The organism is Caballeronia sordidicola, assembly GCF_002220365.1.
GTDB classification, from domain to species: Bacteria; Pseudomonadota; Gammaproteobacteria; order Burkholderiales; family Burkholderiaceae; genus Caballeronia; species Caballeronia sordidicola_C.
In genome coordinates, this window is the sequence record NZ_MTHB01000046.1 from 202,269 (window position 1) to 222,471 (window position 20,203).

The window sequence follows — 20,203 nt, forward strand, 5'->3', positions numbered from 1 at the left end:
ACGAGCGTCCGGCGCACGCTGGCCGTATGCGCGGCGCTTGTGCTCATCGCGGTAGCCGCCCTGATCGGACATGCAGTGGCCATGCAATCCGAGCTGGACAACCTGCGCGATGCAGCCCAGCACCGTCTCGACATGGTCGGCGCGGGAATCGAGGGCGATCTGAAGCGTCTGGATTACCTGCCGTCGCTGCTGGAGATGACGCCCAGCGTGTTCGCGCTGCTGGATGCCCCAGGCAACCGCCCCCTGCGCGAGGAAGTCGATCGTTATCTGCAGGGAGTCAGCGCAACGGCCGGCGCGACCAGCCTCTATGTTCTGAATCGGGCGGGCGTAGGCATTGCGGCGTCGGACTGGAACCAGCCGGGTACGCCGGTTGGTGCGGATCTCTCGTTTCGGCCCTACGTGAGGGACGCACTAGCGCACGGACGTGGCAGTTTCTACGGTATGGGTTTCACCAGCAAGCGCGCCGGATATTACCTGTCCTATGCCGTCTACCATGAAGGCCAGTTGCGCGGCATCGCCACCGTCAAGGTCAACCTGGAAGACGCCGCGCTCGAATGGAAAAAACTTCCCGGCAATGTCATGCTGGTCGACGAACGCGACGTGGTGATCCTGTCGTCCCGCGATGAGTGGAAATTCCGGCCGCTGGCACCGCTGACGCAGCAAGCGCTCGCGGATATCGCCAGTACACGTCCCTACGGGGATGCCACGCTGGCGCCGCTCGACTGGCGTGTGACGAAGCGCCTTGACACCGGCGCTTCACTGGTCCGTTTGAATGGCAGCGCTTATTTGGCTACGACGCGGCCGTTGACTCAGCAGGCCGGCTGGCATCTGATCGTGCTCGACGACGTGGCGCCGGTACGCACAAGTGCGTGGGTGCTGGCCATCACCGCCGCGCTGGGGACAGCGGTGATGCTGTTGCTGGCGACAGTGCTCGCACAACGCCAGCGTGCGCTGCGCCAAAGACTCGCCGGTCAGGCCGCCCTGCAGGCCGCCCATGACAGCCTCGAGGCGAAGATTGTCGACCGCACGGCCGAATTGCGCAGCGCGGTCACCCAACTCGGCGAGGAAGTAGAGGTGCGCAAGGCCGTCGAGGCCGACCTGCGGGTCATGCAGGGCGAACTGGTACATACCGGCAAGATGGCAGCGTTGGGTCAGATGTCGGCCGGCATGGTGCACGAGCTGAATCAGCCACTGGCCGCATTGCGCACGCTCTCCGACAACGCCTGTGTGCTGCTGGACAAGGATCGGCTAGGCGATGTGCGGGGCAATCTGCAGCGCATCGCGTATCTCGTGGATCGCCTTGGACGCCTGACCTATCAGCTCAAGGCCTTTGCGCACAAGACCAGTCCCACACGCGTGCCCGTGCCCTTGCAGCAAATGATTGCCAACGTGCAGTTTCTGGTGGCGGAACGTTTGCGCGACAACGGCGTGGAACTGGTGGTGCAGGTGGTGCCCGCCGGGCTCGCCGCGCTGGCCGAGGAGGCACGGCTTGAGCAGGTGCTGGTGAATCTGTTGGGTAACGCCATTGACGCCATGGCGGCCTCGCCGCAGCGCCGTCTGCGCGTAGAAGCGAGCGTGGCCGACACGGCGGGCAAGCGCTGCGTCATCCAGGTCATCGATAGCGGCCCCGGCATACGCGCCGACATCCTGCCGCGCCTGTTCGAACCTTTCATCACCAGCAAACCGGCTGGCGCGGGCCTGGGGCTGGGCCTGATGATATCGGCTCACATCGTGCGCGAGTTGGGCGGCAGCCTGCACGCTCAAAACATGAATGGAAGCGGCATGGACGGAGGCGGCGCCTGTTTCGTGATCGAACTGCCGCTTGCGGCCACACTGAAGGTTGAATCCAATGAGTGACCAACAAGCCATCCGGGTGATCTTCGTCGAGGATGAGCCCGATGTACGCATGGGCAGCACGCAGGCCTTGGAGCTGGCCGGGCTCGAGGTCGACGGCTTTGCCAGCGTAGAGGAAGCCCGCTCGCACATTCGGGCCGGCGTGCCGGCTGTCGTGCTATGCGATGTCAAGCTGCCCGGCATGCCGGGTACACAATGGCTGAACGAGATCCGCACCATCGATCCCGATCTGCCGGTGATCCTGGTCACGGGCCATGGCGACATTGCGATGGCCGTGCTTGCCATGCGCCAGGGTGCCTACGATTTCATCGAAAAGCCCTTTCCCTCGGAACATCTGGTCGCCGTCGTTCGCCGCGCCGCCGAAAAACGTTATCTGACGCTACAGGTGCAAGCACTGCGCGAGCGGATCGAGAACGCTCACGGCATCCAGGCGATGATGCTTGGACGTTCGGCGCAGATGCAGCACGTACGCGAAACGGTCCTGACGTTGGCGGGCACTTCGGCCGACGTGGTGATCTACGGCGAGACCGGTACCGGCAAGGACCTGGTGGCGCGTTGCCTCCACGATCACAGCGACCGGCGCCACGCCAACTACGTGCCGCTGAACTGCGGCGGGTTGTCCGAGGCGCTGGCCGAGAGCGAACTGTTCGGCCACGAAGTGGGCTCCTTCACCGGCGCCTCGCGCGTGCGAATCGGCAAGTTCGAGCATGCGCACGGAGGCACGCTGTTTCTCGACGAAATAGAGAGCATGCCGATGGCCGTGCAGATCAAGTTCCTGCGGGCCCTGCAGGAACGAAGTATCGAGCGGATAGGGTCGAACAAGGCGATCCATGTGGATTGCCGCGTGATCGCCGCCGCGAAGGACGACTTGAAAGTCCTGAGCGACCAGCAGAAATTCCGTTCGGACCTGTATTACCGCATTGGTGTGGCCTTCATCGAACTGCCGCCCCTGCGCGAGCGCCGGGAAGATATCCCGCTGCTGTTCGAGCACTTCACGCTGCTGGCGGCGAGTCGCCACCAGCGCACGGCCCCCCTGCTCGACAGATCTCAACTGGCCGAGCTGATGGCTCATGCGTGGCCTGGCAATGTGCGCGAACTGCGCAATGTCGCCGACCGCTTCGTGCTGGGCTTGTTCCGCGGCAGCCTCACCTCGGCGACCGGCGGCCACGACATGCTGACCGGCTTGCCGCAGCAGGTCGAGCACTTCGAGCGCACCATGATTACCGAAGAACTAAGACGCCATCACGGTGACGTGCTGCGTACTGCCACGACCCTCGGGGTACCCAAGCAAACCTTGTATGACAAGCTTCGCAAGCTTCAGATTTCCGCCGATGAGTTCAGGAGAGACAGCTGAAACCGCATCACGCGATGCCATATGGCGCCAAAACGGGCAGTGACTTGAAAATTTCTTCCATGTGTACCGGCCGTCCAACGTTCGTCGAATGAACGCACGCAAGCGCGTTCGCCATGTCAGCCTCGTCGAGTGTCAACGCCATCGGCTTTGCACAAAACATTGCTTTCCCCGCTCGTGCGGCTGACGTAACGAGGCCGGCATGAAAGCGGGCTGGTGCGGCGACGACTACCGCGTCGATATCCGGATTCGTAATGATCTCTTCGGCTTGGGTCACCGCGACGGGACAATCGAGTCGCTCCGCAAGCAGCTGCGCTGCGCCGGGGTGCCGGCATTTGACCAAAAAGAGGCGCTAAACGTCGCTAGTTCCTTCGATGACATCCGTCAGTGCCCGCATACACTTGCTAGCAAAGGAATCAATAATGAGCAAAACCAAAACGCACGCGAGTAATGAAGGGGCGGCCGGGCGGCTACTGCTGAAGCGGTCTGATCTCTTACCAATGTCGGCGCCTGCCTTCAGGGCTGCTTCGCTCCGCAATCATTTGGCGCTGGTCGCCTTGCGCCAGGGTTTCGGCCATGCCGAGACCGCCGACGACTTGTTGAAAACCGTCTACCTTACCTACTTTATATGCGGCGTCGACGCAGACGAAGGTTCGCTCGAGACCTGCGTTGCTGCAGAACTGACGATTAAGGCAAGCGTTGCGCATGCGAAAATGACAGGCGAATGGACGTTGAAGTCCGAGCACGCTCACTACGTTGAAAAAATGCTGTGTCAGCACGACGCCCAACTGACGACATTAGCTCTGCGCACACTTGACGCAGCAGCGCGGCGACTATCTCAGGTGTTTGAAGACGGTGGGATGCCGAACCTTGCCTTGACGTACATGAGAGTGCTGAAACAGCGCTGCGAATCGACGAAACGTGTCGTTCCAGCGTAGTGAGATGGTCAATCTTTCCCCTTCCACAGGCCTCGATCCAGGATGGTAGCTCTTCGTGCCATTGGCCCCACACGCTTGTAATATCGCTCCATTATCCCCAGTGAGCAATGTGCGCGCCGAATTTTTCGCCCCGGCATCGGATCATCTCGTCCCAACGGGACTTCCTTTCGGGCGTAGGTCGATTTCTTCGTACGTCGGCTTGTTAGGTAACCTAAGTGAACGATCTCGCAATTTGACGATAACGAATCGCGGGATTGCGATGTCGGCTTAACCGGGGAATGCGCACAGGGAAGATGAATCCCTCCTGGCGCTGTAATCGCCATACACGACAGCTAAAGACGTAGACGAAGGCGCAATCACGGCGACGATGCAATGAGCGTTCACCGCTTCCACCCGGTCCTGAGCTTCGGCAAGATCGGACTCGCAAACAACCCGGTTGCGGCCCCCGCCTTTGGCGTCATACAGTGCCCCATCCGCAGCATTGACGAACACGCGTAGCGCGTCGAAGCGGCGATCAGTCATGCACGCAATTCCAATACTGACCGTCACGAGCTGATGCATGCTGGCCATATGAGTGCGCCCGAGCGCCTGCACTGCCGCCCGAATGCGCTCCGCAACCCGAACCGCGCCGTCGCGGCCGGTATCAGCGAGCACCACGGCGAATTCTTCGCCGCCGTAGCGCGCGGCGCTATCGCCCGGACGCCGGATGTTCTCGCCAATGCATCGGGCCACTGCTGCGAGTGCATCGTCGCCCGCTGAGTGCCCGTAGAGGTCGTTAAAGCTTTTGAAATGATCGACGTCGATCATCAGCAGCGACAGCGGCGCATCGCCGCGCAGCGCACGACGCCATTCCGTCTGAATGATTTCGTCAAAGGCCCGGCGGTTGCAGAGTTTCGTGAGTCCGTCGGTTCTGGCAAGCGATCGAAGTTCGGTTTCCATGGCCAGGCGGCGTTTGAGTTGCTGCGCGAACAGCGCGGCCAGCGTGAGAATGAGGGCATCGACCACACCGATCAGCGAGCCGATGATCCACGCCCGGCGATGCCACTCCGCATAAACGTCCTGGGTAGCAAGGGCAACATCGAGGACCAACGGAAAATTGCCGATGTGCCGGAATGCATACCATCGCTCAACACCGTCGATCGCGGCTGTACCGAAAAAATCTCCGCTGGTCGCCTGGGTGAATCGCGAGTAATTAGCCGTACCGATCAGGCTTCGACCAATGACCTTCGCGTCGTAGGGCCGGCGCATCAGCATCGTTCCGTCTGCCAGCATCAGCGCCATCGAGCCACCCGCACCCAGATGCATGCCGGCAAACAGATTACGGAAATAGTTCAGTCGCAAGGTCCCCACCACCACCCCGGCAAAACTGCCGTCCGGGTGCGATAGTCGCCGACTCAAGGCAATACTGACACCACCGCCGTTCAACCGCGGCTCGAATGGATGACTGACGTAGAGTCCGACGGTCGACGAGTCGCGGTGGACCGTGAAATAATCGCGATCCGCCAGGTTGATACGACGCGGCGACTCCGACTTGGAATCGATCGACACATTCCCCGCCTCATCCAGAACCAATAGCGAGCCCATGTCTTTAGCCGTCGCCGACCGATCGAACAGCACCATCCGACGAAGTTCGGGCGGCAAGTTACGGACGCCGGGATGCTCAAGGCCCTCAATCACCGCCTGCAGCGACAGGTCGTAGACCTCAAGATTGCGCGCGGTATCCCGCTCCACCAGGAGCGACACGTTGGTCGCTGCTTCCTGCGCCCGCGTGAGCGCATCCTGCCGCATTTCGACCAGCACCCATGCGGCAATGGCGAGAATCGCGCCTGCAATGACAACGCTGGCGCCTATCACCGCATTTGGCCGCTGGGTCATGTGTTTAGCGCACCAGCTAAGAAAGCTTGAAAAACCATTGCACGCCGTCCGATTGACATTTTCGCGAGACCTGTCAGGAGGTGTTTTCTGAGGCAGCAGATCGCCCGCTTCTGGGTATAGGATTGAAGCGTACCAGTGAAAAGTGCCTGCTCATCGCGCAAAGACAGGCGACTTTACCGGTCAATCTGCTGCTTTGCCCCAGCTCGTGCGGTTTTTGTCAGGAACCTGTTTGCACCCGAACCTGCGTAATGTGGGTCGGATTCAAAACGTTTCGGCCGCTTCCTCTTCAGTGCGAGGACAAATCGAGGTGGCCCGCCACGATCTGTCCCGACCCCGCGTGCAATGCTCTCAGCGGCAGTGCGGACCTGACCGATCAGCTTGACCAGGCTAACTTTTCAGTGCTGGTTGCGATCGATATTTGGCGAAACAGCTTAAATGGAAATCTCGCGATGAAAATAATCGTTAAATTCAAACGTCAAAGCTCATGGACTTTCAAACGACAGAAAATATAGGGTTTTCATTTTCAATATGCCCGATATCCCCAGCGATGGCCGCAGAGCCCGAAAGCAACTCCGATTTGAAAGTGGTTCTAAGGTAAATGCAGGTGATGCCGTAAACACAATCAGCGGGTGTTCGCATTCTTGATCTGATTTACCGCGCTTCGTGGCGGCAATCTGCCTTGTACCGGGTAACTCGAGTGTTCCAGGTGATATCGAATAAGTCTTCTCAAGCGTAGTTTCCGATGCAAAGTCGCTGCTCATTTTTTTGGCGAAGACCAGTAGATTCGTCGCTAGTGGAATGCCAGCGGCGGGTGTCAGTACGAACACCGTTGCCGAATGAGAACTGCCGCGCCACGGTCGGCGACCTGACAGGTGAAGCAAGCTAAGGGTGGTTTGATGCCATTTGAACCAGTATGCATAAATGTCGATGGGTTGATATCGTTTCGAAGCCTGTTCAACCGCGCTCGACGTAGCCTGACGCTTCTACCCGTACTTGCAATCGCGGGCAATTGCCTTTTCGTGGGCGTACCGCAGCTTGCCCGGAGCATGCCGCTGACACCTCCTGGACAACCCGTTCCGGCCACTCCCCTATCCTTTTCCCAAGCGCAGCAGATCATCGCCAAAGCGACGCGGCACGGTGTTCCATGGGCTGGCCCTGAATCGGGGCCAGCCGCCCAGTCGGGAAAGCGTATCGCTTTCATTGCGGAAGATCTGCGCAACGGCGGGATCATCGGGGTTGCACAGGGGGTGCGCGAGGCAGCACTGACGATGGGCTGGACGCTCAACCTATTCGATGCAGGCGGTACGTCAGCGGGCCGGCTCACGGCGTTCGCGCGGGCAATGGCTTCAAACCCGGACGGGCTCATTCTATGTGGAGCCGACGCGCAGAGCAGCAACCCGGAGCTGGCACGATTCGCAAGCCGGGGAATTCCAATCGTTGCGTGGCATGCCGGATCAATGCCGGGTCCTATCACCGGTACCCCCGTCGCAATGAACGTGACGACAGACCCCGTGGAGGTCGCTCGCGTGACTGCCTTAGGGGCGGTAACGCAGTCAAACGGTCATGCCGGCGTCGTAATCCTGACGGATTCCAGATTTGAAATCGCGGTGAGCAAATCAAATGTCATGGCGGCCGTCATCCGCGCTTGCCAAGGATGCACCTTGCTTGAGGTGCGCGACGTCGCCATTTCGGAAAGCGGCGAGAAGATGCCGGCGATAACAAAGGAGTTACTTGCGCGATATGGGAAGCGCTGGACAGTCGCGCTTGCCATCAACGATATCTATTTCGACTATGCCACGCCGCAGCTGACCAAGGCAGGCGTGCCCAGCAGCGCGCTAAGCTTGTTGTCAGCCGGGGACGGAAGCGCCACCGCATTTCTACGTATCCAGGCAAAAACTTATCAAACCGCTACCGTGGCCGAGCCGCTGAGCCAGCAAGGGTGGCAATTAGTGGATGAGTTGAACCGCCTGTTTTCAGCCCAGCCAGTCAGCGGCTTCGTGGCGCCAGTTCACCTTGTGAATGCCGACAATATCGCATTCGACGGCGGCAACCGCTTGCAGTACGACCCTGAGAATGGCTATAGGGAGATTTATCGACGCATATGGAAACGTTAGGAATGCTCTTGACTGACACCGTCGCAAGCATGCTCCGCCGCGTGATGCCGAGATCGCTACGCGGCCAGTTCGCCCTCGCGCTTTCAGTGTTGGCGCTGCTTATCCTCGCCGGCGCCATGACGGCTGTCTACACGCTGCGTACGTCGAACCGGATTGCGAGGCAGCTGACAGAAGAACGGCTAGTGCGCATGCAGGACGTACAGGACCTCCTTGAGCATACGGTATTGATAGAACGCTCGACCTATCAGTTGCTCACCACGGGATCGCTCGACGCGGTGCATTCGAATTATGCCGATATCGTCGAGCAGTTGAACATGCTTGATCGCCTGGTGAGGCGGGTAGGTGCATCCAGCGACGATTTGGGCGTTCTGGACTTGCAGCAATCGAGCCAGTTGTTTCGCAGTACCACCAATATCGTGGCGCAACTGCGTGAGAGCACCTTGAGAACCGAGGGCGTTTTTTCCCAGACGTTGAAGGCTCGGATTGCGAGGCTTCAGGCGACCCACTCGCGAAAGGCTTATGCACTGGCGAACGTGTTGTATCGTCTCGACAGCGCAAACCGTATAGAAGACGTGAAGCAACTGCAGTTGCAGTTCGAGACGGAGCTCAGGACGGCAGGCAGATTGCCTGAATCGTTGCGAGCCGATCTCGGTGCTCTGAGTTCAACGCGACCCGACAGTATCGACCCCGGTCCGCAGGATCTATTCTCGCTGCGTATGAAGCTCGTCAACGAGTACGATGTGCTGCTGCGATTTCACGATGAACTGCAGACGCAATCGATCGCACTGGCTTTGGCTGCCCGCCGGCAATCGAGCTCCTTTACGCTGGACTACCGGCAGGCCGTGCAGGGCCTTGTCGACGTCTCGGACCGCAATCAACAATGGGTGCTGGCCATACTCGCCTGCAGCCTGACGTTGGCATGGCTGATCGCGTACTTGTTCATGGGGCGGCATGTACTTGCGCGGCTGCGCGGCATCAGCTGGCATCTTCGTCAGGAGTCGAAAGACGATGCGACCGTGACGGAGCAGTTGAGCGGCGTCGATGAAATAGACGAGATGGCGAACGCGGTCGAGCAATTGCTGAAGGACCGCAATCAGCTCAAGCAGAGAACAACTGAGTTAAGCGTTATCAAGGAAAGACTCGGCACACAGAATACCCACTTGCAGCACGAGGCCATCGTTCGCTCGCAAGCCGAGCAGGACATTGTTGCCTTGATGACGGAACAGAAGATCATTCTCGACAACATTGGCGTTGGCATTGCCTTTCTCGTGGATCGTCGCATTGTCCGGTGCAACCATTCGTTTGCGACCATGTTCGGCTATCAAGTCGATGACCTGACCGGCGTCTCGACCGATCGATTGCATCCGTCGAACAAGCAATATCAGGAGCATGGCGATTCGGCCTATGCGGCAATCGAACTAGAAGGCGTGCACGCCGGCGACATACAACTCAAGCGCCGGGATGGGACGGTTTTATGGGTTGAGCGAACGCTGATCTCGGTCGATCGTCCAAACTTGTCCAAAGGCGCAATCTGGGTGGTGCACGATATCGATCAACGCAAGAGGGCCGGGGTCCTGCGCGAAGAACAAGGCCGGGTCCTGGAGATGATCGCGATGAGCACGCCACTCAACAAGGTCCTGGACAGCCTGGCGCGTCTCGTCGAGTCGCAATTGAGCGGCATGGCCGCGTCCGTCCTGCTTCTCGACGTGGATGGAGTACATATGCGGCATGGCGCGGCACCAAGCCTTCCTGATGCTTATGTCCAGATCCTCGACGGCATTTCAGTCGGCCCGAAGGTCGGCTCTTGCGGTACAGCGATATATAGGGGAGAGCCCGTCATCGTTGCCGATATTTTGCAGGATCCGCTTTGGGAAGACTATCGGACGCTGGCTGAAACTTATGGATTTCGTGCCTGCTGGTCGACGCCTATTCTCTCGCATCACGGCAAGGTCATGGGGACGTTTGCGTTGTATGCCAAGGAAGTACGCATGCCGGCCCCGATCGAAACCCAGATGATTGAGATCGCTACTCGCATTGCAGGCATAGCCATAGAGCGTAAAAACACGGAAGACAGCATTCGCCACATGGCACTTCATGATGCGCTGACTGGCTTGCCAAATCGCGTACTGCTGGAGGAGCGTATCCAACAAGCCTTGCTTCACAGCGATCGCGACGGTCGCTGGGTGGCGGTAGTCTTTCTCGATCTCGACCAGTTCAAACTGATCAATGACAGCCTGGGCCATAGCGCTGGCGACGAACTGCTTAAAACGGTAGCGGACCGGATGGTGCAGTGTGTAAGAAGTATCGACACGGTCGCGCGCCTCGGAGGCGATGAATTTGTGATTGTTCTATTCGATGCGCCTGACAATATGGAAGGGATCGCGCACACCTTGCAGAGGATCCAGCACGTGATCGCGCAGCCCATCCAGGTCGGCGCTCAGAAACTTCAGGTGACATGCAGCATGGGCGTATCGACATACCCTGAAAACGGGACTGACATCGATACATTGCTCATGAATGCGGATGCCGCGATGTATTCTGCCAAAGACATGGGGAGAAATAACTATCAGTTCTACGCGAGCGAGATGAATGCAAAAGTTCAAGAAAAGCTCGTGCTGCAGGATGGATTGCGCCGGGCAATTGAGCACAGTGAGTTCTTGTTGCTGTATCAACCGCAGGTCGATCTGCTCTCTGGCCGAATCATTGGCGTGGAAGCGTTGATACGTTGGCAGCATCCCGAGCTAGGCGTGATTTCGCCGAACAGGTTTATTCCGTTAGCCGAAGAAACCGGGTTGATCGTACCCATCGGCGAATGGGTGCTTCGGACGGCGTGTAAGCAAAATAAGGCTTGGCAGGACGCGGGGATGCCGTTGATCCGCTTGTCGGTCAACGTATCCGCGCGCCAATTCGCCGAAAAGAACCTGACTCATCGTGTCGCGAGAGCCCTGGAGGATAGCGGTCTGGATGCCTGCTATCTCGAGTTGGAACTGACCGAAAGTCTCATCATGCAAGATGTGCCGCAGGCGATCGTGAAAATGGAGGCGCTGCAGACCATGGGCGTCCAGATGTCCATCGACGATTTCGGAACAGGCTATTCCAGCCTCAGCGCGTTGAAGCAATTTCCTGTGTGCCGACTTAAGATTGACCAATCCTTCATTCGTGACGTTCCAACAAACCCGGATGACAAGGCGATTGCGATGGCCGTCATATCGTTGGGTCACATGCTGAACCTGAAGGTCATCGCAGAAGGGGTTGAGACCGAGCAGCAACTGGCTTTCCTACGCGAGAACGAGTGCGATGAAGCGCAGGGATATCTCTTCGGCCGGCCCGTTTCATCTGATGAGATCGTGACGCTGCTTAACCGTGCCGTGCGCCAATAAGGTGGCTTCCCAGATAGCAAAAAGCCCGCTGGACGCGGGCTGCGGTGAAGTTACCGGACTTCGCCGGACTTCTTGAAACAGCAAGGTGGTGGGCCGGGTGGGATTCGAACCCACTATCGGTCGATTATGAGTCGACAGCTTATACCAATTAAGCTTCCGGCCCTTTTGCAGGAAAACGCCCTGCCGCGAGTAACTGAGCCAACGGAAGACATCGGGCGACGCTTCCCGCATGGATAGAATTCAGCATCGAATTCTATCCGACTGCACACTCGCGAAGGTTTGCGAGTTTGCCTTGAAACGGCCTATAAAACAAGCGCGGCGGACCATTCGGCCCGCCGCGCTTGGGATCTCACCAACCCGACATCAATTCCCTTCCAGGAAAGATTTCAGCTTGTCCGAACGGCTCGGGTGACGAAGCTTGCGCAGCGCCTTCGCCTCGATCTGGCGAATCCGCTCACGGGTCACGTCGAACTGCTTGCCCACTTCCTCGAGCGTGTGGTCCGTGCTCATCTCAATGCCGAAACGCATCCGCAACACCTTGGCCTCGCGCGGCGTCAGTGAATCGAGCACGTCTTTCACCACGTCGCGCATGCTGGCATGCAACGCGGCGTCGGCCGGCGCCACCGTGTTCGTATCTTCGATAAAGTCGCCAAGATGCGAATCGTCGTCGTCACCGATCGGCGTTTCCATGGAGATCGGCTCCTTCGCGATCTTCATGATCTTGCGGATCTTGTCTTCCGGCATTTCCATCTTTTCGGCGAGCGTTGCCGGATCCGGCTCAAGCCCGGTTTCCTGCAGGATCTGCCGCGAAATACGGTTCATCTTGTTGATCGTTTCGATCATGTGAACCGGAATCCGGATGGTGCGCGCCTGGTCGGCGATCGAACGCGTGATGGCCTGACGAATCCACCACGTGGCGTACGTCGAGAACTTATAACCACGACGATATTCGAACTTGTCCACCGCCTTCATCAAACCGATGTTGCCTTCCTGGATCAGATCCAGGAATTGCAAGCCGCGGTTCGTGTACTTCTTGGCAATCGAAATCACAAGACGCAAGTTCGCTTCCGTCATTTCGCGCTTCGCCTGACGCGCCTTCAGTTCGCCGGCCGCCATCTGACGGTTGGTTTCCTTCAAATCCTTCAACGGCAACACAACGCGCGCTTGCAAGTCGAGCAAACGTTGCTGCTGTTCGCGAATCGCCGGAACGTTACGCGCCAGGATCACGCTATAGCCATGGTTCTCGGCAACGACCTTCTCCGACCACTCGAGATCCGTCTCGCTACCCGGAAAACGCGCGATGAATTCGGCACGCGGCATGCCGCATTTATCGACGACGGTATGCAGGATCTGACGTTCCACCTGACGCACTTCGTCCACTTGCGCACGCAACGTGTCGCACAAACGCTCGACGGTCCGCGCGGTGAAGCGGATGGTCATCAGCTCGCTCTGAATGGCTTCTTGCGCCTTCAGATAAGCCTTCGACTTATAACCTTCCTTCTCATAAGCGCGACGCATCTTGTCGAACCACTCGCTGATCAGCGAGAACTTCTCGAGCGACGCACGCTTGAGCGCTTCCAGCTGCGCTGCATTGGCATTGGCCTGAGCGGTGGTTTCGTCGACTTCTTCCTCGTCCTCGCTCACCTCTTCCTCTTCTTCCTCTTCGCTTTCGATCGCTTCCGCTTCCTGCTCGGAGAAACCGTCGGCATCAGCGGCGTTCGGATCGATCAAGCCATCGACCAGTTCGTCCACGCGCGTTTCTTCGTTCTGCACGCGCTCAGCCATGGCCAGAATGTCCGCGATGGTCGTCGGGCAAGCAGAAATGGCCATGACCATGTGCTTGAGGCCGTCTTCAATCCGCTTCGCGATCTCGATTTCGCCTTCGCGCGTCAGCAACTCGACCGTGCCCATTTCACGCATGTACATGCGGACCGGATCCGTCGTGCGGCCGAATTCAGAGTCGACAGTGGAAAGCGCGACTTCAGCCTCCTCTTCCACTTCATCGTCAGATGAAGCGGCCGGGGCGTTGTCGTTGAGCAGCAGCGTTTCAGCGTCGGGCGCTTGCTCGTAGACCGCCACGCCCATGTCGTTGAACGTGCTGATGATCCCTTCGATCGCTTCCGTTTCCGTGAAGTTATCGGGCAGGTGGTCGTTGATTTCAGCGTAGGTCAGGAAGCCTCGTTCCTTGCCGAGCTTGATCAGCGCGCGCAGCTTCGCACGCCGCTCCTCCAGCTCTTCAACCGTACCGGGCGCGCTCGAGGCAAACGCGTCCTTCAACAGCGCTTTTTCCTTCGCACGCCGGTCGCGCGCCTTGACCTTTTCGACCTTGGCCGGAGGCGCGGCTACAGCATCCGCAGCAGGGGCCGTGGCCGGGTCGGCCTGCACGTTTTGCGCGTTTTGCGTTGCGTCGTCATCGACGGGTACTTCGTTCAGCTTTTTCGTCATGGAGTTCGCCGTACCGGCATTAGTCTCGACTCGCGGCTGCTGGACGACAGCCGATGGAACCGTGGATACAGAATATGCGCGCGCTGCCTTGTCCTGCGTACCCTTGGCAGTGCGTCGCCCCGAGTCCTGCGCCGGTCCCCGCTTCACGACGCGCACGCGAGTCAGCTTCGACCCCTGCTTCGTGTTGCGTTTCCGGCCCGCATTAGCAGCCGCTTCCGTTGCACTCGCTTGCTTGCCGGCCGAATTTCCGGCCTTGCCACTCCTGCCAGTCTCGCCCGCCATCAGGCCAACCTGATCCTTCGACTGACTCGGCGTCTTCTTGCCCGCCGACCGCGCGACTTTCGCCGTTCTGGCCGACCCTGTAGACCCGGTACTCAATGCCGACGCAACCGAGTTTCTTTTCTTCGCACCCGATGGAGGTGAGGGAATGGCGATCACCCTGGTCTTCGACACTCCGGGGGAAGGAACTGACCGGCTATGGGCCACTGCCCGTTTCGACTCGCTCGAGCCGCGTACCGTCGTTTTCTTCCCGCTAGCAGTCTTAACCATGCGTGCCTCACCTCTTTCGCAAATGAGCACAAAAGTCAAAAAAACAACTTGCTGAAAACCTTTAATTGTAGCATGCGTGTCTTAAATGTCCCGACTCACCCCACGCAAGGCCTTAATTTGAGCAGCTTTCGCCGATAAATCCGAAAATTCGGCAATTTCTTCCGCAGTCAAGCTCGATTGCTGAGCCAGTTGATCCAGCCGATTCCGATAGCTGTCATGTCGCAGTTTGACAACCGTTGCGTGCAACTCCTCCGCGAGCAGCTTTTTCTGCTCCTGTACGCGTTCGTTGGCGCCCTCGTCGGCCGGATCGCGCATCAACAGATCCCGTACATTTTCATCATAGGCGAGAATTTCCTGGAAGATATCCTCGTAAGTCGGAGCATTTGCGGCGTTGCGCAACAGATCCGACAGCATCTGGAATTCCGCCGTTTCGCCAAGTTCCCGCGCGTGCCCGATCACCTCGCTGAACAACTCGCCGTGCTCGGTCATGGTCACCAGCGTCTGCTCGCTTTCGTGATCGAGCGTGGCGTAAATGCCCGGGTACATCACCAGGTTACGCAGCGCGCGCTGTTCATGGCCCTTGACGCGACGCCGCTCGCTCTTGGGCAGCGCAGCCCGGGCAACGGCCGCCGCTCGCGAATCGATGTCACACAATGCCGCGATTTCACCAAACGGTGTATTCAGCCGATCGGCCAGCATGTGCAGGATCTGCACGCGCAACGCGTTCGCCGGTAACGCCTGAAGCAGCGGCTTGGCGTCGAAGAGCGCCTTGGCACGGCCTTCCGGCTGGTCGAGTTCCTTGTCGTTCAGGACTTCGTTCAGCAGGAACTGCGACAGCGGCATCGCGCGATCGACCTGCTCGCCGAAACCGTCAGTGCCGAATTCACGCACGTAGCTGTCCGGGTCGTGTTCCTTCGGCAGGAACAGGAAGCGGATCGTGCGGTTGTCGGCGGCATGCGGCAAACAGGCGTCCAGCGCGCGGCGCGCAGCGCGACGGCCGGCCGAATCACCATCGAAACTGAACACGACGGTATCGGTCTGACGAAACAGCTTCTGCACGTGAATCGGCGTGCAGGCCGTGCCGAGCGTGGCAACCGCGTTCGCAAAACCCAATTGCGCCAGCGCAACAACATCCATATACCCTTCGACGACCAGCGCGTACCCGAGTTCGCGAATAGCCAGCCGAGCTTCGAAAAGGCCGTATAACTCGCTGCCTTTGCTGAACAACGGTGTTTCCGGCGAGTTCAAGTACTTCGGCTCGCCGCCGTCGAGCACGCGGCCGCCGAAGCCAATCACATTGCCCTTCACGTTCCGGATAGGGAACATGACACGCTCGCGGAAGCGGTCGTATCGCCGAGACTGGCCCTGGTTGTCGCTTTTCTCGCTGACGATGACAAGACCCGCTTCCACCAGATTGTCGTTCTTGTAGTCAGGGAAAGCCGCTTCGAGGCTCTGCCAGCCGTCCGGCGCGTAGCCGAGCCCGAAGCGCAACGCGATTTCGCCCGTCAGGCCACGCTTTTTCAAATATTCGATAGCGTTGGGCGCGCCCCGCAACTGCTTGCGATAGAACTCACAGGCAGTCTGCATGACTTCGGTCAACGCGACGCTGACGGCCTTGCTGGGCGAGGGAGCATAACCTTCTCCACCCATGCCGCCGACGCGCGTCGACGATTCCTGCGGCACGGTCAGGCCGCACGACTGGGCGAGGTCCTTGACTGCCTCGGGGAACGTGAGCCCGGTGTGCTCCATGAGGAAGCTGATTGCCGTGCCGTGCGCGCCGCAGCCGAAGCAGTGATAGAACTGCTTCGTCGGGCTGACGGTGAACGACGGGCTCTTCTCGTTATGGAACGGACACAGGCCCATGAAGTTGGCGCCGCCCTTCTTCAGCTGGACGAACTTGCCCACCACGTCGACGATATCGACGCGGTTCAGCAAGTCCTGAAGAAACGAATGCGGAATCACTTAGTGAGTTTTCTTGGTCAGACTTTCTTAAGCACTTAAGCAGGCTTATTTGGCAAACTCATCTTGCAGGCCTCATCTCTTGCAGGCCTCATTTCTTGCAAGCTTATTTGGCGAGCGCTGCTTTGACCAGGCCCGACACCGCCGTCATATCCGCACGGCCCGCCAGCTTCGGTTTCAGCACGGCCATCACCTTACCCATGTCCTGCGGTCCGGCAGCGCCGGTTGCCGCCACAGCCGCCTGAATCTCGGCGTTGATCGCTTCACTCGACATCTGCTCAGGCATGTAGGCGGCCAGGACGCCCAGTTCGGCTTGTTCCTTCGCCACCAGGTCGTCGCGTCCGGCCGTCTGGAACTGGCTGATCGAGTCCTTGCGCTGCTTGATCATTTTGTCGATGACTGCCGTGATGGCTGCGTCGTCCAACGTCACGCGCTCGTCGACTTCGCGCTGCTTGATTGCCGCGAGCAATAGCCGGATGGTGCCGAGGCGATCGGTTTCGCGGGCGCGCATCGCGGTTTTCATGTCGTCGGTGATCTGGTCTTTGAGGCTCATCGCTTGGGAACTCTGCTGGTGCTGTGTTGAGAGAATGCGGACGTCAGCCGTTCATGGCGCTAAAGCAAAAACCCGCTTGGGACGTTTCCTCAAGCGGGGTCATGAACGGGGTGATTCGGGTACCTTCGAAGCCGGCCGGAACGACGCCGAGGCGCGACCGAGACGTGGTCGAATGGCTGCTCGTGGCAAGGATCCCCTTCTATCTTCATGGATCACCGCCCGGTTTTCACTCATTTTGCGCTCGTGCCCGCCTGGTGCCAATTGCCTGCCGATTGCCGCTACGAACAAAGCAGTATAGCAGGTCGAAACCATGATTTCCCATGGGAAACGGTCTTGCACAGACACCGGTCCTTACCGCTGAAAGCCTTACTGGTCATGCCTTTGCGGCTCTAGGCCCGAACCAGTTCGGCCGCCGCTTTGCCCGCCGCCACGCCCGACGCCCAAGCCCACTGGAAGTTGTAGCCGCCGAGCCAGCCAGTGACATCGACCGCCTCGCCGATGAAATATAAACCCGCAACGCGCGAACTCATCATGGTCGAGGATGAAAGCTCCCGGGTGTCCACGCCGCCGCGCGTGACCTCAGCCTTCCGGTACCCTTGCGTGCCGTTCGGCGTGAGCGTCCAGCGCGACAGCGATTCGCCGATCTGGCGCAGCGTTTTGTCCGGGAGATCGGCGAGACGGGCGTCGGCAGGCACACGCTGCACGTCGAGCCAGGTTTGGGCGAGCCTCGCCGGCACACGTTCGGCGAGAAACGTGCCGACTTGCTTGCGCGATTCCCGCTTGGCGGCGATCAGGTCGGCAGTGGCATCGACGCCGGGCAACAAGTCGATGAAAATCGGCTCCGAGGGGTTCCAGTAGCTCGAAATCTGCAGCACGCCCGGCCCCGATAAACCGCGGTGCGTGAGCAGCAGGTCCTCGCTGAATTCCCCACGGCCACGGCCCGCGCCCGCGCTGAGCTCGACTGGCACTGACAAACCGGATAACGCCGCGAACGGCTCCCAGTCGGCTGGAGCGAAGGTCAGTGGTACCAGGGCGGGACGGGTATCAATGAGCTTGTGGCCGAATTGCTTCGCCAACCGATACGCAAAATCCGTCGCGCCGATTTTCGGGATCGACAGGCCGCCAGTTGCGACGACGAGCGCTGCGCTTGAGATCGTGCCGGCGTTGCTGTCCAGGAAAAACCGGATGCCGTCGTGGCGGATCGTATCGACGGTCACGGGCCGGCGCCACGTTACGCCGCCCGCGTCGCATTCGCTTTTCAAGAGCTGGATGATGGATTCGCTGGAGTCATCGCAGAAAAGCTGGCCTTTGTGTTTCTCATGCCAATCCACACGATGGCGCTTGAGCAGCGCGAGAAAATCCTGCGGCGTGTAGCGAGCGAGCGCCGAGCGGCAAAAATGCGGGTTTGCCGAGAGGAAGTTGGCCGGTCCGGCATTGATGTTCGTAAAGTTGCAACGGCCGCCGCCCGAGATGCGGATTTTTTCCGCGAGCCGTTCGGCGTGGTCGATCAGGACCACCCGGCGGCCGTTTTGCGCGGCAACCGCGGCGCACATCATGCCCGCCGCGCCCGCGCCGATCACTGCGATATCGTAGGTTTCCATGGCGCGCATTGTAGCGGGTGGTGCGCTCGGGTTCGAGGCGGGGTTGGACTGCAGCGCACGGTGTGTGGGGCCGTGGGCCGTGGGCCGTGACCCGCATCGGCATGGCGTGATCGTCCGAGAGCAAACGACCTTGGGAGAACGAGCCCGAACCCGCCCACTGCTATACTTGTCTGTTAATCCACACACCTGCGCCCCATGCTTGTTCTAGGCATCGAAAGTTCCTGCGACGAAACCGGCCTTGCGCTCTACGACACCGAGCGCGGCCTGCTTTCGCATGCGCTGCATTCGCAAATCGCCATGCATCGGGAATACGGCGGTGTGGTGCCGGAACTGGCCTCCCGCGATCACATCCGCCGGGCATTGCCTCTGCTCGAACAAGTCATGGCGGAAGCCGGCACATTGCCCACGGATATCGACGCTATCGCGTTCACGCAAGGTCCTGGCCTCGCCGGGGCGTTGCTGGTCGGCGCGAGCATTGCCAATGCATTAGCCATGGCGTGGGACTTGCCGACTGTCGGGATTCATCATCTGGAAGGGCATCTGCTGTCGCCACTACTGGTGAGCGAGCCGCCGCCGTTTCCGTTCGTCGCGTTGCTGGTGTCAGGTGGCCATACGCAATTAATGCGCGTGACCGATGTAGGCGAATACGAAACGCTCGGCGAGACACTGGATGACGCTGCCGGCGAAGCCTTCGATAAAACCGCAAAATTGCTTGGCCTGGGTTATCCGGGTGGCCCGGAAGTCTCGCGGCTCGCCGAATTCGGTACATCCGGCGCAGTTAAATTGCCGCGCCCGATGCTGCATTCCGGCGATCTGGATTTCAGCTTCAGCGGGTTAAAGACCGCAGTGCTGACTCACAGCCGCAAGCTTGGCGCGAACATCTGCGAGCAATCGAAAGCGGACTTGGCGCGGGGTTTTGTCGATGCGGCCGTCGACGTGCTGACTACGAAGTCGATCGCGGCATTAAAGCAGACGGGCCTGAACCGGCTGGTCGTGGCAGGCGGAGTGGGCGCGAACCGGCAATTGCGCGAGGCGCTGTCCGCCGCCGCGAAAAAGCGTCGCTTCGAAGTCCATTACCCGGATTTGTCGCTATGTACCGATAACGGCGCGATGATCGCCCTCGCCGGAGCGTTGCGTCTCGCGCGCTGGCCTGATCAGGCCGTGCGCGATTATGCGTTCACGGTGAAGCCGCGCTGGGACCTGACGTCGCTGGCGGCGGCTTAAGTCATCTCCTTATACACAACTCGACGCTTGCGGAAACGATGGTGGAGTAGCAAAGCAGCCACAAGGGGGTTGTTAACAATGCGGATTTCGCGTTTACTCTCGGATTTTCGGCATGAATATCCGAGACGACGTGGGAGCATGGGTGGACGAGGAATTTGAGACGCTGGATTTAGGTGATCCACGGCGAGACCGGCGCGCGAAGGAGCTGGTCAAACGGTTCGCCAGCCGGCCTACGGCCAGCATTCCGGGCGCGTGCGAAGGCTGGGCCGAGACGATGGCGGCATATCGCTTTCTGGGCAATGAGCACATCGACTGGCGCGACATGATGCAGCCGCATTGGGACCGTACCACGGCACGCAT

General features: G+C 59.5%; 14 protein-coding genes and 1 tRNA gene. 8 read left to right on the forward strand and 7 right to left on the reverse strand.

The window, feature by feature from the left end; all coding sequences use genetic code 11:
- Nucleotides 1-81 precede the first annotated feature (81 nt).
- Nucleotides 82-1,857, forward strand: a complete 1,776-nt coding sequence (locus tag BSU04_RS08260) for a sensor histidine kinase (RefSeq protein ID WP_089160174.1) — start codon at nucleotides 82-84, stop codon at nucleotides 1,855-1,857.
- Nucleotides 1,850-3,208 carry a sigma-54-dependent transcriptional regulator gene (locus BSU04_RS08265; protein WP_089160140.1) on the forward strand — a complete coding sequence of 453 codons (1,359 nt, stop codon included), beginning with the start codon at nucleotides 1,850-1,852 and terminating at the stop codon, nucleotides 3,206-3,208. Before BSU04_RS08260 ends, BSU04_RS08265 begins: the two co-directional genes overlap by 8 nt.
- A 7-nt stretch (nucleotides 3,209-3,215) precedes the next feature.
- Here the strand turns inward: BSU04_RS08265 and BSU04_RS48750 are convergent, their stop codons facing one another.
- Nucleotides 3,216-3,482, reverse strand: a complete 267-nt coding sequence (locus BSU04_RS48750) for a Gfo/Idh/MocA family oxidoreductase (RefSeq protein WP_373452807.1) — start codon at nucleotides 3,480-3,482, stop codon at nucleotides 3,216-3,218.
- On the opposite strand from BSU04_RS48750, the gene BSU04_RS47425 reads away from it, so the two are divergent.
- Nucleotides 3,408-3,656 (forward strand): hypothetical protein, encoded by a 249-nt coding sequence (locus BSU04_RS47425; protein ID WP_256982312.1) that lies wholly within the window; start codon nucleotides 3,408-3,410, stop codon nucleotides 3,654-3,656. The genes BSU04_RS48750 and BSU04_RS47425 overlap by 75 nt on opposite strands.
- Nucleotides 3,628-4,143 (forward strand): hypothetical protein, encoded by a 516-nt coding sequence (locus BSU04_RS08275; protein WP_089160142.1) that lies wholly within the window; start codon nucleotides 3,628-3,630, stop codon nucleotides 4,141-4,143. The genes BSU04_RS47425 and BSU04_RS08275 overlap by 29 nt, the downstream gene beginning before the upstream one ends.
- Nucleotides 4,144-4,410: 267 nt before the next feature.
- On the opposite strand, the gene BSU04_RS08280 is transcribed toward BSU04_RS08275, so the two are convergent.
- Complete coding sequence (locus BSU04_RS08280) at nucleotides 4,411-6,018, reverse strand: sensor domain-containing diguanylate cyclase (protein WP_089160143.1); 1,608 nt, start codon at nucleotides 6,016-6,018, stop codon at nucleotides 4,411-4,413.
- Nucleotides 6,019-7,064: 1,046 nt separating this feature from the next.
- On the opposite strand from BSU04_RS08280, the gene BSU04_RS08290 reads away from it, so the two are divergent.
- A complete protein-coding gene (locus tag BSU04_RS08290; RefSeq protein ID WP_089160145.1) occupies nucleotides 7,065-8,132 on the forward strand; it encodes a substrate-binding domain-containing protein in 1,068 nt (355 codons plus the stop codon).
- 8 nt (nucleotides 8,133-8,140) lie between these two features.
- The gene (locus BSU04_RS08295) at nucleotides 8,141-11,512 is read left to right on the forward strand and encodes an EAL domain-containing protein (RefSeq protein ID WP_218827249.1); all 3,372 of its coding nucleotides are present in this window, start codon (nucleotides 8,141-8,143) and stop codon (nucleotides 11,510-11,512) included.
- An 86-nt stretch (nucleotides 11,513-11,598) separates the two neighbouring features.
- Here BSU04_RS08295 and BSU04_RS08300 read toward each other — a convergent pair.
- From BSU04_RS08300 to BSU04_RS08325, 5 genes are all read right to left on the reverse strand, one after another.
- Nucleotides 11,599-11,675 (reverse strand) — tRNA-Ile (locus tag BSU04_RS08300).
- Nucleotides 11,676-11,875: 200 nt separating this feature from the next.
- Nucleotides 11,876-14,506: an RNA polymerase sigma factor RpoD gene (gene rpoD, locus BSU04_RS08305; RefSeq protein ID WP_373452808.1), complete on the reverse strand. Its 2,631-nt coding sequence runs from the start codon at nucleotides 14,504-14,506 to the stop codon at nucleotides 11,876-11,878.
- Nucleotides 14,507-14,587: 81 nt separating this feature from the next.
- Nucleotides 14,588-16,468 (reverse strand): DNA primase, encoded by a 1,881-nt coding sequence (dnaG, locus tag BSU04_RS08315; RefSeq protein WP_089160148.1) that lies wholly within the window; start codon nucleotides 16,466-16,468, stop codon nucleotides 14,588-14,590.
- Nucleotides 16,469-16,571: 103 nt separating this feature from the next.
- Entirely contained in the window at nucleotides 16,572-17,018 is a 447-nt protein-coding gene (locus BSU04_RS08320; protein WP_089160149.1) for a GatB/YqeY domain-containing protein, read from the reverse strand.
- 389 nt (nucleotides 17,019-17,407) lie between these two features.
- Nucleotides 17,408-18,619: an NAD(P)/FAD-dependent oxidoreductase gene (locus tag BSU04_RS08325; RefSeq protein ID WP_089160176.1), complete on the reverse strand. Its 1,212-nt coding sequence runs from the start codon at nucleotides 18,617-18,619 to the stop codon at nucleotides 17,408-17,410.
- A gap of 195 nt (nucleotides 18,620-18,814) precedes the next feature.
- Between BSU04_RS08325 and tsaD the strand changes: the two genes are divergently transcribed.
- Together tsaD and BSU04_RS08335 are read left to right on the forward strand one after the other, a co-directional pair.
- Nucleotides 18,815-19,843 (forward strand): tRNA (adenosine(37)-N6)-threonylcarbamoyltransferase complex transferase subunit TsaD, encoded by a 1,029-nt coding sequence (gene tsaD, locus BSU04_RS08330; RefSeq protein WP_089160150.1) that lies wholly within the window; start codon nucleotides 18,815-18,817, stop codon nucleotides 19,841-19,843.
- A gap of 112 nt (nucleotides 19,844-19,955) precedes the next feature.
- Nucleotides 19,956-20,203, forward strand: a 248-nt coding sequence (locus BSU04_RS08335) for an IS4/Tn5 family transposase DNA-binding protein (protein WP_144021162.1), incomplete at its 3' end; no start/stop codon positions are given.